The organism is Rhizobium freirei PRF 81 (assembly GCF_000359745.1).
In the GTDB taxonomy this organism is placed as follows: domain Bacteria; phylum Pseudomonadota; class Alphaproteobacteria; order Rhizobiales; family Rhizobiaceae; genus Rhizobium; species Rhizobium freirei.
This window is the reverse complement of record NZ_AQHN01000055.1, coordinates 94,095-119,684: the sequence shown is the minus strand read 5'-3', so window position 1 is coordinate 119,684 and position 25,590 is coordinate 94,095. Positions and strand designations below refer to the sequence as shown.

Below are 25,590 nucleotides of genomic sequence, written 5' to 3'. Positions count from 1 at the left end.
GGCAGCGTCCGGTGCTTCGGCGGGAAACGCCTGGCTGCACCCGGCGGGCGTCATGCCCTTCTAAAGTAAATCGGTCTGCCGTGCGTTCCGGCGGCGATGGCCGAAGTCGATCTCGACATTTGCGATAGATGTTCGCGCGGACAGGTTAGGATTGCTTTAACACTGAAACAGAATTTATCTGTGCGGGCTTGCGAGAGAGAGGTGCGGGAGAATGTTGAAGCACTTGAAGTAGTAGCGCGCTTGCTGCGGCAATTTCGGCTTGTTCGGCACGCCTTGTTGAATTGCGTCCTCTACTTCGAGCCGCTACACCGACAGGCAGATCGACGCTGCCGGTTTTCAGGCGTCGTTACCGGGGTTGGATGAGGAATGGCAGTCATGAGAAGCGTGCGAATTGGTGTCTGGGTGGCTGTATTGATCGTCGCCGGCATATTGGGCTGGCTGAGCTTCGGCGGCGGCAAGACGCCTGATGTGGCTGCAGCGGGGCCGTATGGTGTGCCTTTCACCCTGATCTCGCAGGGCGGCCAACCGATCAGTGAACAAGCGTTTCGCGGCAAGCCTTCGGCGGTGTTCTTCGGCTATACGCATTGTCCGGATGTCTGCCCGACGACCCTGTTCGAGCTGAACGCCTGGCTGGAGAAGGTCGATCCGGAGGGCACCAAGCTCAATGCCTATTTCGTAACCGTCGATCCAGAGCGCGACACGCCCGAAATCATGAACCAGTATGTCTCCAACGTATCCAAGCGCATTACTGGCATTTCGGGTGATCCCGGCAAGGTGATGGATATGATCAAGGGGTTCCGGGTTTACGCCAAGAAGGTGCCTGCGGATGAAAAGCAGCCGAATGGTGACTACACGATGGATCACACCGCCTCGGTCTTCCTGCTGGATTCGTCGGGCGGTTTTGCCGGAACCATCGCCTATCAGGAGGATCCGGATGTGGCGGTGAAGAAGCTGGAGAAGCTGATCAAGAAGGGATAGGGGCTTGGATGGAACCCGTGGCTGGCAAGGAAAGAAGATCCATTCTGATTGCAGGGGCCGGGCCTGCCGGTCTCACTGCGGCACTCGAGCTTGCCCGGCGTGGCTTTGCACCACGCATCGTCGATGACAGCTCGGGACCGACGCCCGTTGAAGAGAGCCGCGCTCTTGGCGTCAACGCCCGCACGCTGACATTGCTTTCCCCTTCCGGTGTTGCGGAGCGCATCGTCGAAGCCGCCCAGACCATCGATCGCTTTCGTTTCCATTCCGGCGAAAAGACGCTTTTCGAGCTGGATGCAAGGCAGGTGAGCGGCCGCTTCAGCGCCATTCGCGGCCTGGCCCAAGGGCACACGGAACGCCTGCTGATGGCGGCGCTTGCGAGCTACGGCATCGTGCCTGAATGGCAAACGGCGATCATGGCAGGCGAGATCGCAGATTTGCAGAGGCCGGAGGTTACGCTTCGGCATCCGGACGGTGCGATGGAGACGGTTCGCCCGGATATTCTGGTCGGCGCCGATGGCGCCCATTCCGTCGTGCGCAAGGCTATCGGAGCAGGGTTCCCGGGAGAGGCGCTGGAGGCTTATTTCTATCTCGTCGATTTTCGCTATGCGGAGCCTATCGATACGCATTTTGGCGAGGTCTCAGTCCTGGATCCCGGCATGATCGGCCGCTTGCCGGTGGCATCCGATGTCATTCGCTATATTTCGACACTGGAGGATTTCGAGAGCCGGATCGTTCATCCCGCGGCGATTGCCGAAAGGATCTGGGCCTCGCAGTTTCGCATTCATTTTCGCCATGTCGAGCCGATGGCCAAAGGCAACGTGTTTCTGGCAGGCGATGCCGCTCATATCCATTCGCCGGCCGGCGCGCGCGGCATGAATCTCGGTATCGAAGATGCCTGCTGGCTTGCCTGGCTCATTGCGGAAGGCCGCGAACAGGAGTATTCGGCCTTGAGAATTCCCGCCGTAAAACAAGTGTTGAAGCAGACGTATGGCCTGACGCGACTGATCACCATGACAAATCCGCTGGCAATTGCAGCGCGCAATCTCTTTGCACCGCTGCTTTTGCGCTTCGGGCCGATGCGACGGACCTTGCTTCGGAGCATAGCCGGTTACGATACGCCGAAGCCGCCTTGGATCGATTGGGCCGAGTAAGAACAAGAAAGAACGACGAGTTGAGCGAAATCCGCCTTTATGTGACGACGAACGAGAAAGAGGCAGGGCAGATCCTTGACCTGATGACGCCGGTTTTCGAGGATGAGGAATTGCCGATCGCGACGACCGAGATCGACGAAAAGAAGGATATCTGGGAAGCCTCCATCTATCTGTATGCCGACGACGAAGAAGACGTTCGCAGCCGTTTTGAGGCGCTGCTGAAGCCGAATTTTCCGGGATTGTCCGTCCAGAAGGAAGTCATTCCCGATATCGACTGGATCGCCAAGTCGCTGGAAGGATTGAAGCCGGTGCGTGCCGGGCGATTCCTTGTGCATGGTTCGCATGATCGCGACAAAGTCGGCGCAAGCGATATCGCTATCGAGATCGAGGCCGGGCAAGCTTTCGGCACAGGCCATCATGGCACGACCGCAGGCTGCCTTGAGACGATCGAGAGGGTTCTTGCCGGCCGTCGCGTGCGCAACGCGCTCGATCTCGGCACCGGCAGCGGCGTTCTGGCGATCGCCGTGCGCAAGCTGCGCAACATCCCGGTCCTGGCGACCGATATCGATCCGGTTGCGGTCCGCGTCGCGCGGGAGAATGTCCGCAGCAACGGGATCGCTTCGGGTATTGCGCTGGAGACGGCGCCGGGATTTCATTCCACGGCCTTTTCCCGCCACGGGCCTTTCGACTTGATCATCGCCAATATTCTGGCGCGCCCGCTCATCAAGATGGCGCCGCAGCTGGTGGCACATCTGGCACCGGGTGGATCGGTCATTCTTTCGGGTATTCTCGCCGAGCAACGCTGGAAGGTGCTGGCCGCTTACAATGGTGCCAATCTGCGCCATGTGCGTACCATCTGGCGGAACGGCTGGGTTACCATCCATCTCGACCGGCCTTGAGCCGGTCGCTTCCGGCTGAGCCGATTGCGGTAAATAAAAAAGGCGGTGCCGAGGCACCGCCTTGAGACCGGCTTTCGCCGATCTTGCCCGCGAGCGTGTGTGGAGGAGTGCTCAAGCGGGCTCTAGCGTTCTGATCGTGATCCGGGGGGAGGAGGAGAACCGGACTGCGATCGCTTGGAACGCGTAGCTGGTAAACTTCTTAGCGGTGACCGCCGCGGCTTGCGCCGATTGCCTTCGAGGTCTCGACTTCGAGCTGACGAAGCGAGCCGACGGAATGGCGTACGGTACGACGCTCGCCAGCCAGCGCGGGGCTAACATATGCGGAGCGGGTGATAGGCATTGTCTTTAGTCCTTGTTTGAGCTGGTTCTTCGTGAACCCGTTTGATGCGGCGGATATAGCGACTCGCCCGCTTGCGTGGCAGGGGGGAGGCTTCATGGGAGCTATGCGCGATATGCATGTATCGTGCCGTGAAGATGTCATATTTGGTTGGCGATGCTCATGAAATGGGCGGATTCGTTAACGGCATCTCAGACAGATCCGGCAAGGCGGCGGCCTAAGTCGCGCTCGCGCAGTCAGTTTTCAGTCACTCCCGAAAATCACATCGCACTTCCGGCAATCATGCTCTAACATACTGGCGCAATTCAGTTTCACGGATTCTCCACCAGTCTTGGATCAGCTCATGTTTCAGTCTTTCGACGTCACGTCCACTCCGCAATTCGGTCGCGAGCGCGTCGCCGGCCTGCGCGCCGCTTTCGGCGATCTCGGCATTGACGGCTTCCTCGTACCGCGTGCCGACGAGTATCAGGGCGAGTATGTGCCCAAGTGCTCGGAGCGTCTCGCATGGCTTACCGGCTTCACTGGCTCCGCAGGTGTTGCGCTTGTGACACACAGCCAGGCCGTGATTTTCGTGGACGGCCGGTATGTGACGCAGCTTGCTGAGCAGGTGGATCGAACCGTCTTCACCGGTGGCGACCTGGTGAACGAGCCGCCGCATGTCTGGTTGCCGCGCCATGCAACGAAGGGTTTCCGTCTCGGGATTGATCCTTGGCTGCATACGGGTGCCGAAGTCAGGCGGTTGGAAAAGGCGCTGGCCGAAATCGACGGCAAGCTAGTGTTTCTCCCGCATAATCCGCTCGACAGGCTCTGGGGGGACCGGCCGGCCGAGCCGCTCGGCGGTGTCATCATTCAGGATATCGGTCAGGCCGGCGTTCTGGCCAAGGACAAGCTTGCGACCATCGCGGCCAACCTTAAGGAAAAGAACCTCAAGGCGGTGCTGATCACCGATCCGTCTTCAGTCGCCTGGATCTTCAATATCCGTGGCAGCGACGTGCCGCACACGCCGCATCCCCTGGCTCGCGCCATCATCTATGCAGAGGGTGCGGCAGAGCTTTTCCTTGACAAGCGCAAGACCAAGGTGGAGGCCGAAGCCTATCTGACGCAGATCTGCAAGCAGCTGCCGCCCGCTGAGCTCGCCAAGCGCCTGGCTGCTGCTTCGGCGAATGGCGGGCGCATCCTCGTCGACCCCGATCTCGCTTCCTATGCTCTCACGGATATCATCCGTCACGAGGGCGGCGAGGTCGTAGAAGGCAACGATCCTGCCAAGCTGCCGCGCGCCTGCAAGAACGCTGCCGAAATCAACGGTTCGGCTGCCGCCCATCTGCAGGATGGCGCTGCCATGGTCGAATTCCTTTACTGGCTGGAGACGAGCAAGCCAGGGACGGTCACCGAGATTGCGGCAGCGGAACGGCTGGAAGCCTGCCGTGCCCGTGTCGGCGAAAGCATGCAGAATCCATTGAAGGACATTTCCTTCGATACGATCTCCGGTGCGGGCGAGCACGCCGCTATCATGCACTATCGCGTGACGACGTCGAGCGACCGGCTGATCCAGGCGGGTGAGCTGTTCCTCATCGATTCGGGCGCGCAATACATCAATGGCACGACCGATATCACCCGCACCGTCGGCATCGGCGCCGTCTCCGAAGAGCAGAAGCGGCTCTTCACGCTGGTGCTGAAGGGGATGATCGCGATCAGCACGGCACGTTTCCCCAAGGGGACGCGCGGCTGCGATCTCGATCCGCTGGCACGCATTGCGCTCTGGAAGGCCGGCGTCGATTTCGCCCATGGCACGGGCCACGGCGTCGGCTCCTATCTTTCCGTGCATGAGGGGCCGCAGCGCATCGCGCGGCTCGCCGTGCAGGAGCTGCTGCCCGGCATGATTCTGTCGAACGAACCCGGCTACTATCGACCGGGTCACTTCGGCATCCGCATCGAAAACCTGATCTACATCCGCGATCCGGAGGAGATCGAGGGCGGCGACATGCCGATGCTGGGTTTTGAAACGCTGACCTTCTGCCCGATCGATCGCAGCCTGGTGCTCGTCGAACTGCTGACGCACGAAGAGCTGCATTGGCTGAACGAATATCACGTCCGGACGCGCGAGGCGCTGATGCCGCTGATCCACGATCACGACATCCGGGCATGGCTGGAAAATGCCACGCTCGAGCTGAAGCACTAAGAAGCACGGGGCCTATCCCGACTCAAAACGGGATGGGGTCTTTTGACGTGTCAGGCGCCGATAGAATGGCGCCATGCCATGACGATGATCCAGCCCGCGGTCAGCATGTAGGTCGAGGGAAAGCGCAGGCCGACAAGAAGGGCTGCGAGCATAGCCACTTTGGTATCCCAGCCGCTGATGAAGAAGGCGGGCGCGACGAGGGTCGTGAGAACGGCGGCGGGCACGGCATTCAGCGCCGCTTCGACGCGCGGCGGGATGCGGGTCATCTTGACGATCAGGATATAGCCGCCGATACGCGTCAAGAAGGTCACCACGGCAGCGGCCGCAATCAGCAGGATCATGTGCGGATTGAAATCGAACATGGTCAGACCTCGTGGCTTTCGTGGGCGATATCAGGCTTGCGGTTCGCCTTCACCGGCGGCAGCACCGCAGCAAGCGCTACGCCGGCGAGTGCGCCGATGCTGACATGCCATGGCGAGCCGACGTAACGATATGCGATGGCCGATGCCACGGCGCTGGCGGCCACCACGGGCAGGAAGTTGTCGCGCTTGCGAAAGCCCATGACGATGCCGAGGAAATAGATCGGCAGCAGGATATCGAGGCCGATGGCCTTCGGATCGCCGATCAGGCTCCCGAGCAGGCCGCCGATGAAGCTGATCACCACCCAGGGAATGTAGACCATCGCCGCAAAGCCGATGTACCAGGCGAAGGTCACCGCCTTGCCGCTCTCATGGCGCTTGATCGTTTCGGCAAATTGCGGATCGACGAGCAGGAAGAAGGTGAAGAACTTTTCCACCACGGAAAAGTGCCTGATGTAGCGTGCGATCGCCGCCGAATAGAGCACGTGGCGGAAGTTGACGGCCAGGATCGACAGCACGATGAGCCAGGCCTCAACCTTGTGGCCGAATAGATCGAGCCCCACCATCTGGCTGGCGCCGGCATAGACGGTGCCGCTCATCAGGGTCAATTCGCCGAGCGACATGCCTTGATCGCGGGCCAGCGCGCCAAACAAGGCGCCGAAGGGTGCCGCAGCAAGGCCGACGGCAATGCCGCCCCTCGTGCCTTCAAGAAAATCCGCGCGACTCATCGTCCGCTCTATCCTTTGTGGAAAACCCGGCGCTTTCGCCCGGATGCCGCATCTGCAGTCCGGCGCGTAGATCAAGCGCGAAGTGCAATATCATCGCACCCCTTGCGCATCTGCCCTCGCGCTGTTCAATGGCGGGAGCTGTAAGCCGTGAGCGCTGACGCAGCAATTAAATTTACTTGATGGATTAATCGATTTTCTTGAAGCAGTTGCTTGGGTCTGCTTGCAAATTGGGAGATATGGAGCATGAAGAAAATCACCTTTGCCAGGGACGAGAAGGCGGCGATCGTCGCCCGTCTCCAGCGCTACTTCTCCGAGGAACTCGATCAGACGCTTGGAACATTGCCGGCCGAATTCCTGCTCGATTTCCTCACGACCGAGATCGGGCCATACTACTACAATCAGGGCCTGCACGATGCTCACGCAGCGCTGATGAGCAAGATGGAGGATTTCGGCGAGGCGATCTATCTGCTTGAGAAGGAGCCTGCCAAGGGCTGACCGAGCCTTACTTCTTCGGCTGGAAGGTGTGTTCCACTGCCGGGAAGGTGCGGGCTTTCACTTCCTCGGCATAGGCTTCGGCCGCTTTCGAGACGACGGGCGCCAACTGAGCAAAATGCTTGACGAAGCGCGGCTTGAAATCGTTGAACAGGCCAAGCATGTCGTCGGAGACGAGGATCTGCCCGTCACAGGCGGCGGATGCGCCGATGCCGATGGTAGGAATGGCGACGGCGGCGGTGATCTCGCGGGCGAGCGGCTCGATCGTGCCTTCGATCACCATTGCGAAAGCGCCGGCTTCAGAGATCGCTTTGGCATCGCGGCGGATCTTGCCTGCTTCCTTGTTCGAGCGTCCGAGCGAACGATAGCCACCTGTCGTATTCACCTGCTGCGGCATCAGCCCGACATGGCCGAAGACCGGGATACCGCGAGACGTGAGAAAGGAGACTGTTTCCGCCATTTCCTCGCCGCCCTCCAGCTTCACGCCATCGCAGCCGGTCTCCTTCAGGATGCGTGCGGCATTGCGAAATGCCTGTTCTTTCGATTCCTGATAGGAGCCGAAGGGTAGGTCGACGATGACGCAGGCGTGCTTTGCGCCGCGCATGACGGCCTGGCCGTGGGCGATCATCATCTCCATCGTGACGCCGACCGTCGTCTCCATGCCGTAAAGTACCATGCCGAGGGAATCGCCGACCAGCAGCAGGTCGCAATGCGGGTCGAGCAGGCGGGCGATCGGCGTCGTATAGGCCGTCAGGCTGACGATGGGGCGCACGCCCTTCATCGCCTCGATCGCGGCGGTCGTCACGCGCTTGGTGCGTCCGACGGTGCTCATCTCAGGCGCTCCTTTCGTTGGCCGACGGCTTGCGACCGATGACCCTATTGTCGAGCAGGCGGGTGGTGCCGATGCGCACGAACAGGGCGACGAGCACGGGCTGGCCTTGCAGTTTCGTCAGCTCTTCCAGTGTGTCGGGATGGCGGACGGCGGCGACCTCGGCGGTGGCAAGCGGCTCCTTTTCGATGAAGACCCGCAGGGCTTCCTCGAATGCTGATGGGTCGTCGACGCCAAGGCCATAGAGCCTTTCGGCTTCCGCCAATGTATCGGGGACGACGACGGCGGCTGCGCGCTCTTCCTTGGAGAGATAGACGTTGCGCGAGGACAGGGCCAGGCCATCCACATCGCGAACGGTCGGCACCGGTACGACACGAACCGGCTGCGCCAGGTCTTCGACCATGCGGCGGATGATCGCCACCTGCTGATAATCCTTTTCGCCGAAATAGGCACTGTCGGGCTGGACGATATTGAAGAGCTTGGTGACAACAGTCGCGACGCCGGCAAAATGACCGGGGCGCACCGCGCCTTCCAACTCCGCACCGAGCTTCGGGACGTCGACCACGGTTTCCATGGGGCGCGGATACATGTCTGCGACTTCGGGTGCGAAGAGGAAATCGACGCCGGCGTCGCGCAGCATGGCGCTGTCGCGCTCGAGATCGCGCGGATATTTCGCCAGATCTTCGTTGGCGCCGAATTGCAGCGGATTGACGAAGATCGAGGCGACGACGATGTCGTTCTCGACTTTGGCGCGCGAAACCAGCTCCATATGGCCGCCGTGCAGATAGCCCATGGTCGGCACCAGGCCGATCCTGCAGCCGGACTTGCGATGCTCAGCAAGTCGTTCGCGCAAGGTGGCAATCGTGCTGATGACGTTCATAGTGACACTCCTCCCAAGGCAGCGCCGTCCCACACCGCCCGTTTCCGTCCCCTGAATTCGCGGGGGCCTTCTAACGTGTGCAGTGCAAAAAGGCAAATTCGCGAACGGCAAAAGTCGCGGCTGCGGCGTCGCTTTCGATCTACGAGGTTCGCAACTCCTGATGCTGGCCAGTCAGGGACGGCTTAATCTCTGTCATTATACTCCAAACGAAAACGCTCTCCCAGGCAAGGCTCGGGAGAGCCAAAACGAGATGGCTCGATCTCTAGCAGAGACTACACCGAGCGGGTCAAGCCGCCGTCGACCTTGAGGTTCTGGCCGGTGATGTAGCCGGCTCCGTCGGAGGCGAGGAAGGCGACGGTGGCGGCGATTTCGGCGCTGGTGCCGTAGCGCTTCATCGGCACGGCGTCGCGGCGCTCCTCGGTTGCCGGCAGGCTGTCGATCCAGCCGGGCAGGACATTGTTCATCCGTACATTGTCGGCGGCGTAGGTGTCGGCGAAAATCTTCGTGTAGGAGGCAAGGCCCGCGCGGAATACGGCCGAGGTCGGGAACATCGGCGAGGGTTCGAACGCCCAGGCGGTGGAGATGTTGACGATCGCGCCGGACTTCTGCTGCTGCATGATGGGAGCGACGAGGCGGACCGGGCGGATGACGTTCATCAGATAGACGTCGAGGCCGGTATGCCATTGCTCGTCGGTAATTTCCAGGATCGGTGCGCGCGGACCGTGGCCGGCGCTGTTGACGAGCACATCGATTCGCCCCCATTTTTCCATCGTCGCATCGACCAACCGCTTGAGATCGTCATTCGACTGGTTGGAGCCCGTGATGCCGATGCCGCCAAGCTCTTGCGCCAGCGCTTCGCCTTTTCCAGAGGACGACAAAATCGCCACCTTGAAGCCATCGGCAGCAAGGCGTCTGGCGCTTTCGGCACCCATGCCGCTCCCGCCTGCGGTGATAACAGCCACTTTTTCTATCGACATTTTCGGTTCCTCCGTCGTCTTGTTCCGGTAGAGTTGATTGCCTCAAACTTACCGATGGAATATCATCTTTCTCGCGCGTGAGCGAAGCAGTTGCGCTCTTATTTGACAGTAGAAAAACTATCGCATGGACGGTTCGGTCGGCAAACTTCCTTCTCTCAACGGCCTCAAGGCGTTCGAGGTGTCGGCCCGGCATCATAGCTTCAGGCTTGCCGCCGAGGAACTCGGGGTCACGCAAGGGGCGGTGGCTCAGCAGGTGCGAGGGTTGGAAGCGGAGCTGGGCGTCAAACTGTTCGAGCGGATGCCGCGAAGTCTTGTCCTGACGGGCGAAGGACGCGGCTATTTCGCCGATATCAGGCGTGCCTTTGAAATTATCGCGCAAGCGACCGGCGACCTCAGGCCGCAACCCGTGAGGCTCACCATCAGCACGACGCCGACATTCGCGTCGAAATGGCTGATCCCGCGCCTGCCGGACTTTACCGCCCGCTATCCCGATCTCGATCTCCACATTCTCGCGACGGAGCGCATATCCGGCTTTCAGGCCGATGGAGTGGATCTTGCCGTCCGCTATGGGCGGCCGCCCTTCGGCCCGGGACTGGCGACGGAGCTGCTCTTCGAACAGGAGATCATCGCTGTCTGCAGCCCGGTGCTGTTACGAGACCGGGAGCCGCCGAAGACATCGGAGGAACTCGCAGCTTACGTACTTCTCCATGATGCGCATAATTCCTGGCCGGAATTCATCGACAGGCATTTGGGAGGCGCGGCGCAGGCTCCTTACAAGGGCATCAGCTTCAATCAGACATCGCACGCCATCGAGGCTGCCATTGCCGGGCAGGGCATCGTGCTTGCCAATCGCGATTTCGTGGCGCGAGATTTGGCTGAGGGTCGCCTTATGCAGATCATCGAGGGATCGCTGAGCGGCCCCTCCGATTTCTACCTCGTGTGGCCGCGATATCGGAAATCGGCTGCCCTGGAGACGGTCATTGCCTGGATGAGCGGGGAAGCGAGACGGACGTAAGGGGCGCAATGTCTCCACGCTGCCGACGGGGCGCCTCATCCGTGCGATTGCCGGACGCGACGATCATCCGGCTCCGGATTGTCCGTTCCGGATTAGCGTTTTTCTCAATCTTTTGCTGTTAGCTGACTGCATGGCAAAGATCGTGGCATTGGCGGCATATTTCTATCAGGCGGCGGTGGCCTTCGGGCTGCTGATCGCAGTGGCGCATCTGCTGACGCCGGCGGATTATGCGGCCTATTCGCTTTTCATCACCATCAGCCAGTTTGCAGCAATCTTCTGCTTCGAATGGATACGCTATGCCTGCAGCCGTTTCTATCCGGGGCCAACGCCTGGGAGCGAGGCGTTGGAGCGAAAGGCGCTGACCATCGAGTTTGCTGCATGCGCGGCGATCTGCCTGGTTGCGGCCTCTGCCTCGATGTTCTTTTCGGTTCCGCGGGAGATCGCGGTACTCGGCGGCCTTGTCGCGGTTCTCCAGGGCGGCAGCGACCTGCATCTCACCATGCTGCGCTTTCGCCAGGAGTTTCGCGCCTTCTCGCGCCTGCAGGGATCGCGTGCCACCATTCTTGCCGTGGGCACGCTCGCCGGGGCAGTCGTTGCTCCGAGTTTCACCTCGACGATCGTCGGGCTGTTGGCGGGCTATCTCGCCTATGGTCTATGGGCTGCGTTTCTGACCCGCGACAGCCTGCGCGAGGCAGCCCGATTCGAGCCGCCGCTGGTGCGCAAGCATTTCGTTTATGGCAGCGTTGCGGCCAGCGCATCGGTGCTCGGCATGTTGGCGCCACTCGGTCTGAAGTCGATCCTGACGGCGGCGCTGGGGGCCGGCGGGGCGGCTGGCGCACTGCTGGCGCTCGATCTCTTACAGCGGCCGTTCGTGTTGATCGTTTCGGCCTTGCAGGCCATCCAATATCCGGACGTGGTCGCCTCCTATGATCGCGAGGGAGCCACCCCGGCTTTCAGGAAGCAGCTGGGTGACTACTATTCGCTGCTGGCGGGCCTGACGCTGATGACTGCGGCCGGCATCTTTGCCTTGTTGCAGCCCGTGGCGCAGCTGGTGATTTCCGCAGGCATGCGCGATGGATTCCTGGCGGTCGCACCTTTCGTAATTGGCCTTTCCGCCTGTCGCGCGCTGACGTTCAACATGTCGCCGACGCCGGCGCATCTGCAGCACCGGCTGCTCACGATCTTCCTGCTCGCGATGGCCGATTGCGTATTGCTGAACCTTGGAACGCTTGCTGGTGGCTATTTCGGCTCGCTCAGTGATGCGGTCCTTATGGGCGGCGGGATGGCCGGTGCGCTCGTGGCGACGGCGGTCGGGGTGAGGGTGCTCCTGTCGCTGCCTTTCGATTTCGTCTGGCAGCCGGTCATCCTCTCCGCCATTGGTCTCGCCGTGCCGGTACTGGCTACGGCGGGCTTCGAGTATTCGCTCTGGCTATCGGTTTCGATCGGCGTGGTCGGCGGCGCGCTTTTCTGCCTGCTCGGCCTCTACAGCTACTTCGTCACGATGTTTCGGCCGCAAGCCCGATCCTAGGGCACTTCCGCTTTTCTTCGAATCGCGAAAACGCCCCATCTTCTTGTTTACGCATTCCGGACGGAAAACCGCTGCGCCCTTTTCCTGGCAGGGCTCTGGTTTTTCAGAGAGCTTCCAGCATGGACAGTACGCGTTCGGCGCTGCCATCCCAGGAAAAGCGGGCGACATTCTCGTGGCCGCGCCTGCGAAGATCCTCGCGCAGGGCATTGTCCGTAGCGATCCTTCGCATGGCGCTGACGAGCTCGTCCTGTCGCGTAGGGTCGAAATAGAGCGCGGCATCGCCCGAGGCTTCGCGGACGGCGGGGATATCGGCGGCCAGCACCGGGCAACCCTGTGTCATGGCTTCCAGCGGCGGGATACCGAAGCCTTCATAGAGGCTTGGAAAGACGAAGGCGGTGGCGTGGCGTTCCAGTGCGGCGATCTCAGCATCCGTTAGGCGGCCGGGAAAGAGCAGCCGATCGTTGGACTGCGGGCCTTCCGATTGAAACACAGTCGGGGCCGTGCCGCCGACAACCACGAGCTTCTGATTTTCGTCGCCGAGCGCCTCGAAGGCGCGGATGGCAAAATCGAGGTTCTTGTTCGGTTTCATCGTGCCGACGAGAAGGAAGAAGCCATTCGTCTTCAATCCAAGCCGCTCGACGATAGTTTCATCCGGCTGAATGGCGGCGAAATGATCGACGGCGTTGTAGACGACATCGATGTCATCGACGGAAACGCCGAAGACCGAGGCGATCTCCCCGCGCGAAAATTCCGAGACGGTGCCGATCTTGGCGGTGCGGGTCAGCACGGTGCCGAGCGCGCCGTGCAGCAGGCGATAGCTGCGCTTGAAGGATTGCGGATGACGGAAGATCGTCACGTCGTGAATGACGACCGCCTGGCGGCGATGCAGGAGCGGGCCGCTGCCGCCGAAGCCGATCAGACGGCTGCCGCGCGAGCGCGAAAGCAGCGACGTCTGCTCCCACAGGTGACCGGGACCGGAGCCGAACGAATCGACCTCAATGGCGGAAAGTCCGATGTCGACGGGCGTATTGCGCGGCACGGCCAGACGCCAGATTGCGCCCTTCAATGCGGCCGGCACGACGCCTGCCGCGATCTTTCTGTCGAGCGCCAGCGTCAGCTCCCGTGCAAAGCGCTGCACGCCGGATAGTGGCTGGCCGAGAAACCGCCCGTTGATAGTAATCGACTGCACGTGAAGGCCCCGAAATCCCGTTAATCAGGAACAGTTTGCACAATTTTCCTTAGGGAAGCTTTACCTTCGCAGGTTGTTTTCAGGTCAGCGCCGCTCTGCTATCGATGATCGCGACGCCACGCGCACGCATTTCCTCCATTGCCGCCTTGACGCCGGCGGGGTCGATGCCGCGGCTCGCATCCTCGATGAAGCGGACGGACACACCGGGCAACATTTCGACGGCGTCGAGAGCCGAGAACTTCACGCAGTAATCGGTTGCCAATCCGCAGAGATCGAGCGCGGTGACGCCTTTGTTGCGCAGATAGGCCGCAAGACCGGTGAGGGCTGCCTGGTCGTTGTCGCGGAAAGCGGAGTAGCTGTCCACTAGGGGATTCTGACCCTTCTGCTGAATGAAATCGGCATCATCGACATGGAGATCGGGGTGGAACTCGGCGTCTTTTGTGTTCTGGATGCAATGGTCGGGCCACATCATTTGCGGCTTGCCCGAGAGCCTACCGATTTCGAAGGGCTTCTTGCCGAGATGAGCGGAGGCGAAGCTGCCGTGACCGGCCGGATGCCAGTCCTGCGAGGCCACGATCAGATCATATTTGCCGCTGTCGATGAGCTTGTTGGCGACGGGCACCACCTGATCTCCATCCGGCACGGGCAGGTTGCCGCCGGGGCAGAAGCCGTTCTGGATGTCGATGAGCAGCAATGCTTTCATGAGGCCTGTCCTTCCCGATTGTTGCGTTGCACGATGCCAAGCGACGCGCTTCGGATCAAGCCCTTTGCGCCCCGCCGATCATGGCGGCGAGGCGCGATTGCCTGTTTGCTGGAGCTTACGCCGGCTTGTGGCCCTTGAGGCCGTAGAAGGCAATATAGACGTAGCAGATGATCGGCATCAGGAAGGCGAGGTGGATACCGATCGTATCGGCAAGACCACCCTGGATGACCGGCAGGATGGCGCCGCCGACGATGGCTAGGCACAGGATGCCCGAGCCCTGGCTCGTATATTTGCCGAGGCCGTGCAGCGCCAGGCTGAAGATCGTCGGGAACATGATGGAGTTGAAAAGGCCGATCGCCAGCACCGACCACATGGCGACATGGCCCGTGGTCAACACGGTGATCACCAGCAGGACAATGGCTACCGCGGCGTTGAAGGCGAGCGCCTTGCCATCGTCGATCTGCCGCATGATGATTGAGCCGGCGAAGCGGCCGAGCATCGCGCCGCCCCAGAAATAGGAGACGTAGCGGGCTGCATCGGCTTCGGAGAGATGGGCGATATCAGGCTGGCTGAGGAAATTGACGAGGAAGCTGCCGATGCTGACTTCCGCACCGACATAAAGAAAAATGCCGATCGCGCCGAGCACGAGATGGCGATACTGCCAGGCGGAGCCGCCGCCGCGCATCGGTTCGACGGCTTCTTCGTCTTCGACCTCGGGAAGCTTCAGCGCTGCAAAGATGGCGGCGAGCAGCAGAAAGGCTGCGGCCAGAAACAGGTAGGGCAGCTTCACCGCGCCGGCTTCGGCAAGCCGCATGGCGTCGATCTGCTCTGGTGTCGCATTGGCGGCCGCAACGGTGGCGGCAGACAGGATCAGCATCGCGCCGAAGTAGGGTGCAATCGTCGTGCCGAGCGAATTGAAAGCCTGCGTCAGGTTCAGGCGGCTGGCGGCGGTATCCGGTGGTCCCAATACGGTGACATAGGGGTTGGCGGCGACCTGCAGGATCGTGATGCCCGTGGCGAGCACGAAGAGCGCGCCGAGGAAAAGGGCATAGACGCGATAGCTGGCGGCCGGGATGAACAGCGCGCAGCCGACCGCCGCGATCGAGAGACCGACGACGATGCCCCACTTATAGGTAATACGCTTCACAAGCGCACCTGCCGGCAGCGACACGATGAAATAGGCGCCGAAAAAGCAGAGCTGGATGAGCATCGACTGGGTGTAATTGAGCTGAAAGACGCTCTTCAGGTGCGGCACCAGAATGTCGTTCAGGCAGGTGATGAAGCCCCACATGAAAAAGAGTGAGGTGAGTGCGATAAGCGCGAATTGGTAGCTGCCCTGGCCTTGATGTGCGGATGCACGGACGCTGGTGGGCGCAGAGCTTGTTGCTGGTCCAGCCACTTTTTTATCCTCGGTTCTTGTTGTTGCCAGCTCCGATATTCGAGCCGGGAACGGGCCGAAAGAGGAACTGGCAGCGGCTTGCCGAGGCGCCGCGGGAGGCGCGGAACCCCGAAGCCGCTAAGGTCGATATAATCGATTAGGGTCATATTGGTAGCATGCTAGCGATGCGGATTTTGCAATGCAGCAATGCGGGAACCCGCAAGTTCCGAGCTGTGATCATGCTCCCCGCTATTTCCAGCGTCGACAGGGAGCATTTCGCTATCAGTCGAAGGCCAATCCCTCTTCGGCGATGGATTTCCGTACGGAATCGCGCTGTCTGACGCGGGCATACCAGGCCTTGAGATGATCGAGCTCATCGAAGTGGATGCCGGCTTTGTAATAGGATTTGAGCCATGCGGCCTGGCCCCATCCCGTCAGCGCAAACAGATAGGCATCGGCAACGGTAAAGTGATCGCCCATCAAAAAGGGGCGGTCGGCGAGGTGCTCGTCGATCCATTGAAATCGTTTTTCGAGCTTTGGCCTTGCCGTCTCGACATAGTTTCCCGCCAGCCGCGCATAAAGAAGCGGAATGAAGCCCTTGTGGATTTCCGTCGACAGGAAGCCGAGCATTTCCTGCAGCTTGTAACGCTCCATCGTGCCGGCGGCTGGCGCCAGTCCGGCCTCGGGCTTCAGATCCGCCAGATATTGGACGATGGCCGGCCCCTCCCGCAGAAGATTGCCATCTTCGAGTTCGAGAAGGGGGACATAGCCGTGCGGATTGATGTCATAGAAATCCAGCCCGGTCTCTGTCTTGTGAGTGGTGTGATCGACCTTGATCAGCTCGACGTCGAGGCCGAGTTCGTTGATGACGATATGGGGCGAGAGCGAGCAACTTGCGGGCAGATAATACAGTTTCACGAGGGGGCTCCATGGTGTTTTCCGGTGCCAGCCTTCACTTGGAAAGACTGTCGCTGAACCATGTAATCCCCTTGGTATGGAATAGTAAGAACGGAAAAGTTTGACATCTAGGTACAAAAATTATACCGCCATACGCATGAGGTATGCACCATGAAGAAGACCGTGACTGGCTGCTCCGTCGAGGAAGCGATGCATTTGCTGGGAGGCCGCTGGCGATTGCTGATCGTCTCCTACCTGGTCGATGGACCCCAGCGCTTCAACGAGCTGCGGCGGCTGATGCCCGGCATCTCGCAGAGGATGCTGACGCTCGATTTGCGCGCGCTGGAGGAAGCGGGTCTCATCAAGCGCACGGTTTATCCGACGGTTCCCGTGAAGGTCGAATATTCGCTGACGGAAGACGGTTCACGCCTGGAAAAAGTGGTGGCCGTGGTCAAGGAATTCGGGCTTTGGCTCAAGGATCGGGATGCGCAGGCGGCTGACGCGCGAGACTCTTCACCAGAGCTCGTAATATAAATCCCGCCAATCGGGATTCGCTTTTTCAATAAGTTCGATTTTCCATCGGCGATACCAGCGTTTCAGAGACTTTTCCTGCTGTACGGCCGAAACGATGTCGGCGTGGCCCCATACCAGACGAGGCGGGTACAGCCGTATTTCTATGCGAATCCAGGTGTCAGACCTTCACGATGTTCGTAAATACGGCGCTCAAGATCGGCCGTGACGCCGATATACAGCGTACCTCGTTTGTGGTTGGTGATGATGTAAGTATATCCACCCATGCGTGTATGGTGCTAGCGGCGAGGGTGGTCGTCAAGAGGTGGGATTGGGGATTATATGCGGAGGACAGAGATTAAAGTTCTCGTTTGCCACCGCAGCATACCCACACTCCGTCATCCTCGGGCTTGACCCGAGGATCCAAGCACAGGCCCTGTTGTTTGCGGAAGTGACCACGGCGTTGTAGCGCTAATCGCAACGTGCTCACCGCTCTAATGGGTGCAATGCGTCGCATTGGAATGCTTGTGCGTGGATCCTCGGGTCAAGCCCGAGGATGACGGAGAAGGTGGGAGTATGAGGAGCCCTACAGCGGACCCATGCTCGCGCCTCGTATCAGCACACGACCCTCTGGTCCCAAACCAGATAGTCAGCTCTGCCAATCAAACCCTCTCCACAAACCCATCCAGCACACGCTTCTGCCCGGCGCGGTCGAATTCGATCGTCAGCTTGTTGCCCTCGATCTCCGAGACATTGCCGTTGCCGAACTTGATGTGGAAGACTCGGTCGCCGACCATGAACTTGGAGGGTTCGGAGGAGGTGGATTTGGCCACCAGCTCGCCGTCGATCGTGCGCACCTTCGGGCCGCTTTCGCCATAGCCGATGCGTTCAACGGCGTGGCCGGAGCGACTGCCCCAGTTGTCGCGCGTCGCATCGTTGCGGTTTGCCTGCGCGCGTTTCCAGCCGGGGGTGGAATAGGAGTTGGCGAAGGGGTCGGCCTTGTCGAAGCGTGACTGGCCGTAACCGCCGCGGCCGTAACCACCATAGGACTGCTCGACTTCGGCCACCTGAACATGCGTTTCCGGCAGTTCGTCGAGGAAGCGAGAGGGGATGGTCGATTGCCAGAGGCCGTGGATGCGGCGGTTGGAGACGAACCAGATGTGGCAGCGGCGCTTGGCGCGGGTGATGCCGACATAGGCGAGGCGGCGCTCTTCTTCGAGGCCCGCGCGGCCGCTTTCGTCGAGCGAGCGCTGGTGCGGAAACAGACCTTCCTCCCAGCCGGGCAGGAACACGGTTTCGAATTCCAGACCCTTGGCCGAGTGCAGCGTCATGATGGAGACGGCGTCGAGATTTTCGTTCTGCTCGGCATCCATGACAAGGGCGACGTGTTCGAGGAAGCCGCGCATGGATTCGAAACTATCCATGGAGCGGATGAGTTCCTTCAGATTTTCCAGGCGCCCCGGTGCTTCGGCCGATTTGTCGTTCTTCCACATGTCCGTATAGCCGGACTCTTCGAGGATCTGCTCGGCAAGCTCGGTATGCGGCGTGTTTTCAAGCAGTCCCTGCCAGCGGCGGAAGGATTGCACGACGTCGAACAGCGCCTTGCGTGCCTTCGGCTTCATCTCGTCCGTCTCGATGATATCGGCCGCTGCCGCCAGCATCGGGATATCGCGCACACGGGCATAGTCGTGCAGGGCGCGGACGGTGGTGTCGCCGAGGCCGCGCTTCGGCGTGTTGATGATGCGCTCGAAGGCGAGATCGTCGGCCGGCTGGCAGACAAGGCGGAAATAGGCCATGGCGTCGCGGATTTCGAGGCGCTCGTAGAAGCGCGGGCCGCCGACGACGCGGTAGTTCAGGCCAAGCGTGACGAAGCGGTCTTCGAATTCGCGCATTTGGAACGAGGCGCGCACGAGGATCGCCATGTCGTTGAGATTGTGCTTGTTGCGCTGAAGCTGCTCGATCTCCTCGCCGATGGCGCGCGCTTCCTCCTCGGAATCCCAGGAGGCGTGCACCTGCACCTTGATGTCGTCGGGGTCGGAGCGATCGGTAAACAGCGTCTTACCGAGCCGGCCCTCGTTATGGGCGATCAAATGTGCGGCGGCACCGAGAATATGTTCCGTCGAGCGATAGTTGCGCTCGAGCTTGATGACCTTGGCGCCCGGAAAATCCTTTTCGAAGCGCAGGATGTTGTCCACTTCGGCGCCGCGCCAGCCGTAGATCGACTGGTCGTCGTCGCCGACGCAGCAGACGTTTTGCGGCTCGCCCTTCTGCCGCTGTGCCAGCAGGCGGAGCCACATGTACTGCGCCGTATTGGTGTCCTGATACTCGTCGACGAGGATATAGCGGAAGCGCTGATGATAATCCTTGAGGATATCAGGATTCTTCCGGAACATGTTGATCGGATGCAGCAGAAGATCGCCGAAGTCGCAGGCGTTCAATGTCTTCAGGCGGTTCTGGTAGGCGGCGTAGAGCTCGCGGCCCTTGCCGTTGGCAAAGGCGCGGGCGTCACCCTCCGGAATCTCGGCGGGGCTGAGACCCTTGTTCTTCCAGGTGTCGATCATGCCGGCAAACTGCTTGGCCGGCCAGCGCTTGTCGTCCAGCCCTTCCGCCTGGATTAGCTGCTTGATCAGGCGGATGACATCGTCGGTATCGAGAATGGTGAAGCTCGAGGTGAGCCCGACCAGCTCGGCATGACGGCGCAAAAGCTTGACGCCGATCGAGTGGAAGGTGCCGAGCCAGGGCATGCCCTCGACCGCGCCGCCGACGAGCAGCGCGATACGTTCCTTCATCTCGCGCGCCGCCTTGTTGGTGAAGGTCACCGCAAGGATCTGGCTGGGGAAGGCGCGATTGGTAGACAGGATATGGGCGATGCGGGTGGTGAGTACGCGCGTCTTGCCAGTGCCGGCGCCTGCAAGCACCAGAACGGGGCCGTCAAGCGTCTCGACTGCCTCGGCTTGCTCCGGATTGAGGCCGGCGAGATAGTCCGGCCGGCGGCCGCTGTCGCGCGCGGCCATGGCACGGGCGGCAATACCGCCACCGATGCTACCGGCAGCCGGCGCGGGGCGGCGCGGCGCCAGATGCTCCGGCTCCTCGTCAAAGAAGGGAATGTCGTCATGTCCGATGGTCATGCGGCCCAATGTAATGATTCTACCCCGAAAGGCAAAAGAAACGGGCCGAAACTAGAACAAAAAGTGCACATTCACAGGCTGGCGGCAGTCTGGTGCTGCTAGTCGGCGTCATGGCGAAGAACGGCATTCTCATCGTCGAATTCGCCGATCAGCTTTGCGACCATGGCGAGGGCGCGCGCGAGGCGATCGAAAAGGCCTGTGCAGTGCGGCTGCGTCCTGTAATGACGTCGGCACGGATGGGTTGCGCTTTCTGCACGCTTCACGCTTATTTATGGTAAATCATGTGTGTGGCTTAGCATTTTATTAAGTGTGTTTGCTAATCATAGCGGCATGTAACCGCTGGGGCTCAGGTGTTGTTTTTGCCTGGCTCCCCGTTCGCCGACACGATCGGCCCGCGTGCATGAGCGCCTGCGGCAAGGTTCCAATGTTTCCTGGTATTTGTTGCGTATTGTTGCATTCGGAGTTCATGTGCCGTGAGTATCTTTTCGACCTTCATCAGGGTCAGCCCCTCCGTAAATTCGGCACTGGAAGTGTTGAAAGACACCCAGGCCAAGTTGGTTAATGCGGAGCGGCAAATGTCGTCTGGTCTGCGAGTGCAGACGGTCCAGGACGACGCCACCTATTGGAAAATTTCCACTTCAACGCGCACCGACATCGGCGCGATTTCGGCGGTACAGGATGCGCTCGGCCTTGCCGCGTCCACGGTCAATACCGCGTCCACGGGTGTCGAGAGCGCGGTCAGCGTCGTCACGCAGATACGATCGAAGCTTGTCAGCGCTTATGAGACAAGTGTCGACAAGACGAAGCTCAACGATGAGATCGCCCAGCTCAAGGAGCAGCTGCGCGGCATCGGCGAATCGGCGACCTTCAATGGTGTCAACTGGACCGTATTGCGCGATGGCGTCGATCCGACCAAACCGCATCAGGTTCCCGGTTCCTTCATCCGCAACGCCAATGGAACCGTCTCGATCGGCATGCTGAACTACGAAGGCGTAACGTCTACCAGCGGCTCGGCCGTGCCGGCGGACGCGCGATATCTGATCGACGATCAGTCGGGCGGTTCGGGCGGATATGGCGTACTGACCTCCACAGCCTTTGCGACTGCAGCGGGCTCCGCCAAAAACTACGTGTTGCTCAGCAGCAAAAGCGGCAACACGAGTGGCCAGGTCGAAATTTCGCTCGACGCGAATACGACGCGGGGGGCGATTACCGATATGGTCAATACCGTGACGGGGATGTTGAAGCAGCTCAACACGATCGGATCCGCCTTCGGCTCGCTGGAGTCCCGTATCAGCCTCCAGACCGAGTTCGCCAAGAATCTCAACGATTCCCTGACAACCGGCGTCGGCAAGCTTGTGGACGCCAACATGGAGCAGCAGTCGAGCAGGGTAATGGCGCTGCAGGCCCAGGTGCAACTCGGACTTCAAGGGCTCTCGATCGCCAATGCGAGCTACAATACGGCGCTGCAGCTCTTCCGCAATTTATGATCGCCTGCCGAGGTCACAGGTGGGGGCGAGGCGGGGCCGATGTCGGCCCCGCGGATCGCAGGCGGCAACCGATTCGTACATAGGTCGTCCCATGCGCTATGCACAGGGGACAACCGACTGGCCAAAATTTCACTTCATCATCTTGCCGTAATGTTTCATATCTGCTTCGGCCATCGAACCGGAGAGCGACGATTCTATGATCAAGAAAATTGCCATTCTTGCCCTTGCGGCAGCCTTTTTGAACGCGTGCACCACGACTGATCCCTATACGGGCGAGCAGAAGGTGTCGAACACGGCCGGTGGTGCGGCGATCGGCGCTGGCGTTGGCGCGGTCGCTGGCCTTCTCATCGGTCATTCGCCGTCTTCGCGCCGCAATGCCGCGCTGATCGGCGCCGGCGTCGGTGCGCTCGCGGGAGCCGGTATTGGCAACTACATGGACCAGCAGGAATCCGAGCTGCGCGCGCAGCTGCAGGGCACCGGGGTTTCGGTTACCCGCGTCGGCGACCGCATCATCCTCAACATGCCGTCTGCCATCACCTTCGATATCGATCGGGACGCAATCAAACCGGAATTCTTCGCGACCCTCAATTCCGTCGCAATCGTCCTGCGCAAGTTCAACCGCACGCTGATCGACGTCAACGGCCATACGGATTCGACCGGCAGCTTGCAGCATAACCAGGACCTGTCCGAACGCCGCGCCGGCTCGGTCGCTTCCTATCTCGGCAGCCAGGGCATCGATCAGCGCCGCATGTCGGCGATCGGCTTCGGCCCGTCGCAGCCGGTTGCATCCAATGCAAACGAAGCCGGCCGCGCACAGAACCGCCGCGTCGAAATCCAGATCGCGCCGATTACGCAGAACGGCTAAGCCTTTCGACAGATGGCGGCCGGGTCTAATGATCCGGCCGCTTCAGTTTAGGTCCGATCACGCATGCATGCTTGCGCCCTTCGTGATCTTGTCGACGATTTTCTTGTCCGCCCGTAAAGCGATGCCGACGACCTTGGCATCTTCGGGCGCAAATTCGGAAAAGACAGCGCGATTGGCCGCGTCATGGCCCGTCGAAAACATTTCCTCGATGAAAAGCGAGGAGGTGACGCCGCGCTCCAGCGAACGGCGATGGATGGCAGCGATGTTGTCCTGATCGGCCGACAGCACGATGATCGGCTGGATCGACAATGCGTTATAGACGTTGCCGGCGCGATCGCGATAAGATTCGCCGATGACTTCCGGATATTGTCCGGCAATGCCGCTCGTCAGGAAGGCGGTTACGTTCAGCTTCTGCCAGGATTGAAGGTCGTTTCGCAGAACGATCGCGATTTTGGTATCGAACATCGATGGTCACTTTCATGCAGTCTGGAAATGGGACATTGCACGACGATGTAGCCGGACAGATCTTCGAGGGTCTTGAACGTTTGTGCGTGACGCCGGAGGCCAACCGCATCCTGTCGGCGCCGGCCTATCCCGGCATCGAGCGCATCCAGGCGCAGTTTCGAGGCGATGCATTCGGCCTGCATCGGCACGACACCTATGCGCTCGGCGTCACCATGCGCGGCGTGCAGACATTCCGCTACCGTGGCGAGCAGCGCTATAGCCTGCCGGGCAGGGTGATCATTCTTCATCCGGATGAACTGCATGACGGCGGGGCTGCGACCGACGACGGGCTGGTTTATCGCATGCTGTATCTGGAACCTTCTGTACTGTTTCAATGTCTGGAGGCAGCGGGCGTCGGTCTGCCTTTCGTCGGCGACCCCGTCGTGGAGGATGACCGGCTCGCCGGCCTATTGCTGGCGGCGCTCGGCGAACTCGATCGCGAGCTGGATGACCTCTTCGTCGACGATTTCGTTTCCCGTCTGGCCGATGGTCTCGTGCAGCATGCGCGCCTGCCGCAGAGACCGCTGGGCAGCATCGCCTGGGGGCAGGCAAAGGCCGCCCGCGACTATCTCGAAGCGCATGTCATGCGTGGTGTGCACTCCCAGGAGCTGGAGCGTATCACCGGCCTCGATCGTTTCGCGCTTTCACGGCATTTCCGCGCTGCCTTTGCCACAAGTCCGCATCGTTTCCTGCTGATGCGCAGGCTGCAGCAGGCAAAAGCACTGATCGTAAAAGGCGAACCGATCGCTCAAGTCGCCGCAGCAACAGGATTTGCCGATCAGAGCCATTTGACCCGGCATTTCAAGAAAGCCTTCGGCATTGCGCCCGGCGCATGGAGCAGCATGGTGCGCGGTGTGGGGGTGCGCGGCTGAGGATTTCACGGCGTGCGGCGAGGCCGCCCGAACTTGCCGTCCATGCGGCGGCAAGGGCCGAGCCGAGTTCACTTTTTTCATGACTGGACAGCGCCGCGCCGATGTCCCATAGAACCGACGAAAGGGTTAACGCCCTTCGATAGTCGCAATGGGAGATTCGAGCTATGGTGCTGGCCGATGCGAAGGTGGGAACACGCAACGAGGCGGGAATAGCAGCCGTTCTCGGCGTTCTGAAACAGGCTTTCGGCGAGCGTTTCCAGACCGGCGAGAGCTTTCGCGCGCAGCACGCCCATACGACCACGTATATTCCGTCGCAACTTCCTGACGGCGTCGTTTTCGCCGAAACGGGCGAAGACGTGCAGACCGTCGTCAAGGCCTGCGCCGAGCACAAGGTTCCCGTCATTCCCTTCGGCACCGGGTCTTCGCTCGAGGGGCAGGTGAATGCGCCGGAAGGCGGTATTTCCATCGATTTCAGTCGCATGAACCGCATTCTCGAAGTCAACGCCGAGGATCTGGATTGCACGGTTGAGCCTGGCGTCACCCGCGAGCAGCTCAACACCTATCTCCGCGATACCGGATTGTTCTTTCCGATCGATCCGGGCGCCAATGCCTCGATTGGCGGCATGACTTCGACGCGCGCCTCCGGCACCAATGCCGTGCGCTATGGTACGATGAAGGATAATGTGCTGGCGCTGACGGTCGTGACCGCCGATGGTGAGGAAATCCGCACCGCCCGCCGTGCCAGAAAATCCTCGGCCGGCTACGATCTGACCCGGCTTTTCGTCGGTGCCGAGGGCACGCTCGGCGTGCTGACGTCGATCACGCTGCGCCTGCACGGCATTCCTCAGAAGATTGCCGGTGGCGCCTGCGCTTTTCCGGATATCAAGGCAGCATGCGACGCTGTCATCATGACGATCCAGATGGGCATTCCGGTTGCGCGCATCGAGCTTCTCGATGCCATGCAGATGCTGGCCTGCAACCGCTATTCCGGCCTGACATACGACGAGAAGCCGACGCTCTTCCTCGAATTCCACGGCACGGAAGAGACGGTTGCGCTGCAATCGGAGCAGTTCGCCGAGATTGCTGCCGAATGCGGTGGCGGCGAGTTTCTGTGGACTGATAACGCGGAGGAGCGCAATAAGCTCTGGAAGGCGCGTCACGATGCCTATTGGGCATGCCGCGCGCTGGCGCCGGAGCTGGCTGCCCTATCGACGGATGTCTGCGTGCCGATCTCGCGGCTTGCCGAATGCGTCGCGGAGACTCAGGCAGATATCGAGGCGCATGGACTGCTGGCACCGATCGTCGGCCATGCCGGCGACGGCAACTTCCATGTGCTTGTCCTGTTCGACGACAAGACCCCGGAAGGGATCGCCGCCGTCGAGGATTTCGTGGCGCGCCTCAATGCCCGCGCGCTGGCCATGGATGGCACATGCACGGGCGAACACGGAATAGGGCAGGGGAAGATGGCATTTCTCGAGCAGGAACTAGGCAATGCCGTCGATGTGATGCGGCAGGTCAAGGAAGCGCTCGATCCCCGCGCCATCTTCAATCCCGGAAAGATATTCCGCCCGCATTGAAAAGTGAAGTGTTCCCATGATCTTGGCTTGCTACACGCGCGAATGGCGATAGGCTGAGCCGCTTTTCCCAATTTATGTCACGGAAAGCGGCGAGGATGCGCAAGATCATGCGACAGGCCTCGGAAAAT

24 protein-coding genes and 2 pseudogenes are annotated in these 25,590 nt (G+C 60.6%); 13 read left to right on the top strand and 13 right to left on the bottom strand.

Features of this window, described 5'->3' with window-relative positions; all coding sequences use genetic code 11:
- The first annotated feature begins 375 nt into the window (after positions 1–375).
- From RHSP_RS10215 to RHSP_RS10205, 3 genes are read left to right on the top strand one after another with little or no spacing between them, the layout of a single operon-like run.
- On the top strand, positions 376–978 hold the full coding sequence (locus tag RHSP_RS10215; RefSeq protein ID WP_004116023.1) for an SCO family protein: 603 nt from the start codon (positions 376–378) through the stop codon (positions 976–978).
- Positions 979–986: 8 nt separating this feature from the next.
- Positions 987–2,129: an FAD-dependent oxidoreductase gene (locus tag RHSP_RS10210; protein ID WP_004116021.1), complete on the top strand. Its 1,143-nt coding sequence runs from the start codon at positions 987–989 to the stop codon at positions 2,127–2,129.
- 20 nt (positions 2,130–2,149) lie between these two features.
- Positions 2,150–3,028, top strand: a complete 879-nt coding sequence (locus RHSP_RS10205; protein WP_037151043.1) for a 50S ribosomal protein L11 methyltransferase — start codon at positions 2,150–2,152, stop codon at positions 3,026–3,028.
- Between the two features lie 199 nt (positions 3,029–3,227).
- On the opposite strand, the gene RHSP_RS35110 is transcribed toward RHSP_RS10205, so the two are convergent.
- Complete coding sequence (locus RHSP_RS35110; protein WP_167332649.1) at positions 3,228–3,368, bottom strand: hypothetical protein; 141 nt, start codon at positions 3,366–3,368, stop codon at positions 3,228–3,230.
- 340 nt (positions 3,369–3,708) lie between these two features.
- Here RHSP_RS35110 and RHSP_RS10200 point away from each other — a divergent pair, with 340 nt between their 5' ends.
- Entirely contained in the window at positions 3,709–5,544 is a 1,836-nt protein-coding gene (locus RHSP_RS10200) for an aminopeptidase P family protein (protein ID WP_004116018.1), read from the top strand.
- 50 nt (positions 5,545–5,594) lie between these two features.
- On the opposite strand, the gene RHSP_RS10195 is transcribed toward RHSP_RS10200, so the two are convergent.
- Positions 5,595–5,906, bottom strand: coding sequence for an AzlD family protein (locus tag RHSP_RS10195; RefSeq protein WP_004116017.1), 312 nt, complete (start codon positions 5,904–5,906; stop codon positions 5,595–5,597).
- Positions 5,907–5,908: 2 nt separating this feature from the next.
- Positions 5,909–6,631 carry an AzlC family ABC transporter permease gene (locus RHSP_RS10190; RefSeq protein WP_004116016.1) on the bottom strand — a complete coding sequence of 241 codons (723 nt, stop codon included), beginning with the start codon at positions 6,629–6,631 and terminating at the stop codon, positions 5,909–5,911.
- 243 nt (positions 6,632–6,874) lie between these two features.
- On the opposite strand from RHSP_RS10190, the gene RHSP_RS10185 reads away from it, so the two are divergent.
- Positions 6,875–7,126 carry a DUF2164 domain-containing protein gene (locus RHSP_RS10185; protein WP_004116015.1) on the top strand — a complete coding sequence of 84 codons (252 nt, stop codon included), beginning with the start codon at positions 6,875–6,877 and terminating at the stop codon, positions 7,124–7,126.
- Between the two features lie 7 nt (positions 7,127–7,133).
- On the opposite strand, the gene panB is transcribed toward RHSP_RS10185, so the two are convergent.
- The 3 genes from panB to RHSP_RS10170 form a co-directional block, all read right to left on the bottom strand.
- Positions 7,134–7,955 (bottom strand): 3-methyl-2-oxobutanoate hydroxymethyltransferase, encoded by an 822-nt coding sequence (gene panB / locus RHSP_RS10180; protein WP_004116014.1) that lies wholly within the window; start codon positions 7,953–7,955, stop codon positions 7,134–7,136.
- 1 nt (position 7,956) lies between these two features.
- Complete coding sequence (panC, locus tag RHSP_RS10175) at positions 7,957–8,832, bottom strand: pantoate--beta-alanine ligase (protein ID WP_004116013.1); 876 nt, start codon at positions 8,830–8,832, stop codon at positions 7,957–7,959.
- A 272-nt stretch (positions 8,833–9,104) separates the two neighbouring features.
- Positions 9,105–9,809: an SDR family oxidoreductase gene (locus tag RHSP_RS10170; RefSeq protein WP_004116012.1), complete on the bottom strand. Its 705-nt coding sequence runs from the start codon at positions 9,807–9,809 to the stop codon at positions 9,105–9,107.
- Positions 9,810–9,933: 124 nt separating this feature from the next.
- Between RHSP_RS10170 and gcvA the strand changes: the two genes are divergently transcribed.
- Both gcvA and RHSP_RS10160 read left to right on the top strand, forming a co-directional pair.
- Positions 9,934–10,824 carry a transcriptional regulator GcvA gene (gene gcvA, locus RHSP_RS10165; RefSeq protein WP_004116011.1) on the top strand — a complete coding sequence of 297 codons (891 nt, stop codon included), beginning with the start codon at positions 9,934–9,936 and terminating at the stop codon, positions 10,822–10,824.
- A 130-nt stretch (positions 10,825–10,954) separates the two neighbouring features.
- Positions 10,955–12,352 (top strand): polysaccharide biosynthesis protein, encoded by a 1,398-nt coding sequence (locus tag RHSP_RS10160; RefSeq protein WP_004116010.1) that lies wholly within the window; start codon positions 10,955–10,957, stop codon positions 12,350–12,352.
- A gap of 103 nt (positions 12,353–12,455) precedes the next feature.
- Here RHSP_RS10160 and RHSP_RS10155 read toward each other — a convergent pair whose 3' ends face one another.
- The 4 genes from RHSP_RS10155 to gstA all read right to left on the bottom strand — a co-directional run bounded on the left by RHSP_RS10155 (position 12,456) and on the right by gstA (position 16,540).
- Entirely contained in the window at positions 12,456–13,541 is a 1,086-nt protein-coding gene (locus RHSP_RS10155; RefSeq protein WP_004116004.1) for a glycosyltransferase family 4 protein, read from the bottom strand.
- Between the two features lie 79 nt (positions 13,542–13,620).
- Positions 13,621–14,244, bottom strand: coding sequence for a bifunctional nicotinamidase/pyrazinamidase (gene pncA, locus RHSP_RS10150; protein ID WP_004116002.1), 624 nt, complete (start codon positions 14,242–14,244; stop codon positions 13,621–13,623).
- Between the two features lie 115 nt (positions 14,245–14,359).
- On the bottom strand, positions 14,360–15,643 hold the full coding sequence (locus RHSP_RS10145; protein WP_004116000.1) for a sugar MFS transporter: 1,284 nt from the start codon (positions 15,641–15,643) through the stop codon (positions 14,360–14,362).
- Positions 15,644–15,904: 261 nt separating this feature from the next.
- Positions 15,905–16,540: a glutathione transferase GstA gene (gene gstA / locus RHSP_RS10140; RefSeq protein ID WP_004115990.1), complete on the bottom strand. Its 636-nt coding sequence runs from the start codon at positions 16,538–16,540 to the stop codon at positions 15,905–15,907.
- A gap of 150 nt (positions 16,541–16,690) precedes the next feature.
- Here gstA and RHSP_RS10135 point away from each other — a divergent pair, with 150 nt between their 5' ends.
- On the top strand, positions 16,691–17,053 hold the full coding sequence (locus RHSP_RS10135) for a winged helix-turn-helix transcriptional regulator (protein ID WP_004115966.1): 363 nt from the start codon (positions 16,691–16,693) through the stop codon (positions 17,051–17,053).
- On the opposite strand, the pseudogene RHSP_RS33550 reads toward RHSP_RS10135, so the two are convergent.
- Positions 17,033–17,316, bottom strand: a pseudogene (locus tag RHSP_RS33550) (GIY-YIG nuclease family protein). The gene RHSP_RS10135 and the pseudogene RHSP_RS33550 sit on opposite strands and share 21 nt — an antisense overlap.
- Positions 17,317–17,691: 375 nt before the next feature.
- Positions 17,692–20,157 carry an ATP-dependent helicase gene (locus RHSP_RS10130; RefSeq protein WP_004115965.1) on the bottom strand — a complete coding sequence of 822 codons (2,466 nt, stop codon included), beginning with the start codon at positions 20,155–20,157 and terminating at the stop codon, positions 17,692–17,694.
- A gap of 68 nt (positions 20,158–20,225) precedes the next feature.
- Between RHSP_RS10130 and RHSP_RS10125 the strand changes: the two are divergent.
- The 3 genes and pseudogenes from RHSP_RS10125 to RHSP_RS10115 form a co-directional block, all read left to right on the top strand.
- A pseudogene (locus RHSP_RS10125) lies at positions 20,226–20,381 on the top strand (efflux RND transporter permease subunit); the annotation flags it as partial.
- 249 nt (positions 20,382–20,630) lie between these two features.
- Entirely contained in the window at positions 20,631–21,644 is a 1,014-nt protein-coding gene (locus RHSP_RS10120; protein ID WP_051074065.1) for a flagellin N-terminal helical domain-containing protein, read from the top strand.
- A gap of 196 nt (positions 21,645–21,840) precedes the next feature.
- The gene (locus RHSP_RS10115; RefSeq protein ID WP_004115938.1) at positions 21,841–22,509 is read left to right on the top strand and encodes a YiaD family glycine zipper/OmpA-like lipoprotein; all 669 of its coding nucleotides are present in this window, start codon (positions 21,841–21,843) and stop codon (positions 22,507–22,509) included.
- A gap of 57 nt (positions 22,510–22,566) precedes the next feature.
- On the opposite strand, the gene RHSP_RS10110 is transcribed toward RHSP_RS10115, so the two are convergent.
- A complete protein-coding gene (locus RHSP_RS10110; RefSeq protein WP_004115933.1) occupies positions 22,567–22,974 on the bottom strand; it encodes a DUF2000 family protein in 408 nt (135 codons plus the stop codon).
- 14 nt (positions 22,975–22,988) lie between these two features.
- On the opposite strand from RHSP_RS10110, the gene RHSP_RS10105 reads away from it, so the two are divergent.
- Positions 22,989–23,885: an AraC family transcriptional regulator gene (locus RHSP_RS10105; RefSeq protein ID WP_037151363.1), complete on the top strand. Its 897-nt coding sequence runs from the start codon at positions 22,989–22,991 to the stop codon at positions 23,883–23,885.
- 164 nt (positions 23,886–24,049) lie between these two features.
- A complete protein-coding gene (locus RHSP_RS10100) occupies positions 24,050–25,462 on the top strand; it encodes an FAD-binding oxidoreductase (protein ID WP_037151040.1) in 1,413 nt (470 codons plus the stop codon).
- Positions 25,463–25,590 lie beyond the last annotated feature (128 nt).

Coding starts and splice junctions, on each gene's coding strand:
- RHSP_RS10215 (WP_004116023.1), top strand. CDS start 376: ATGAGAAGCGTGCGAATTGGTGTCTGGGTGGCTGTATTGATCGTCGCC.
- RHSP_RS10210 (WP_004116021.1), top strand. CDS start 987: ATGGAACCCGTGGCTGGCAAGGAAAGAAGATCCATTCTGATTGCAGGG.
- RHSP_RS35110 (WP_167332649.1), bottom strand. CDS start 3,368: ATGCCTATCACCCGCTCCGCATATGTTAGCCCCGCGCTGGCTGGCGAG.
- RHSP_RS10200 (WP_004116018.1), top strand. CDS start 3,709: ATGTTTCAGTCTTTCGACGTCACGTCCACTCCGCAATTCGGTCGCGAG.
- RHSP_RS10195 (WP_004116017.1), bottom strand. CDS start 5,906: ATGTTCGATTTCAATCCGCACATGATCCTGCTGATTGCGGCCGCTGCC.
- RHSP_RS10190 (WP_004116016.1), bottom strand. CDS start 6,631: ATGAGTCGCGCGGATTTTCTTGAAGGCACGAGGGGCGGCATTGCCGTC.
- RHSP_RS10185 (WP_004116015.1), top strand. CDS start 6,875: ATGAAGAAAATCACCTTTGCCAGGGACGAGAAGGCGGCGATCGTCGCC.
- panB (WP_004116014.1), bottom strand. CDS start 7,955: ATGAGCACCGTCGGACGCACCAAGCGCGTGACGACCGCCGCGATCGAG.
- panC (WP_004116013.1), bottom strand. CDS start 8,832: ATGAACGTCATCAGCACGATTGCCACCTTGCGCGAACGACTTGCTGAG.
- RHSP_RS10170 (WP_004116012.1), bottom strand. CDS start 9,809: ATGTCGATAGAAAAAGTGGCTGTTATCACCGCAGGCGGGAGCGGCATG.
- gcvA (WP_004116011.1), top strand. CDS start 9,934: ATGGACGGTTCGGTCGGCAAACTTCCTTCTCTCAACGGCCTCAAGGCG.
- RHSP_RS10160 (WP_004116010.1), top strand. CDS start 10,955: ATGGCAAAGATCGTGGCATTGGCGGCATATTTCTATCAGGCGGCGGTG.
- pncA (WP_004116002.1), bottom strand. CDS start 14,244: ATGAAAGCATTGCTGCTCATCGACATCCAGAACGGCTTCTGCCCCGGC.
- RHSP_RS10135 (WP_004115966.1), top strand. CDS start 16,691: ATGAAGAAGACCGTGACTGGCTGCTCCGTCGAGGAAGCGATGCATTTG.
- RHSP_RS10130 (WP_004115965.1), bottom strand. CDS start 20,157: ATGACCATCGGACATGACGACATTCCCTTCTTTGACGAGGAGCCGGAG.
- RHSP_RS10115 (WP_004115938.1), top strand. CDS start 21,841: ATGATCAAGAAAATTGCCATTCTTGCCCTTGCGGCAGCCTTTTTGAAC.
- RHSP_RS10110 (WP_004115933.1), bottom strand. CDS start 22,974: ATGTTCGATACCAAAATCGCGATCGTTCTGCGAAACGACCTTCAATCC.
- RHSP_RS10105 (WP_037151363.1), top strand. CDS start 22,989: ATGCAGTCTGGAAATGGGACATTGCACGACGATGTAGCCGGACAGATC.
- RHSP_RS10100 (WP_037151040.1), top strand. CDS start 24,050: ATGGTGCTGGCCGATGCGAAGGTGGGAACACGCAACGAGGCGGGAATA.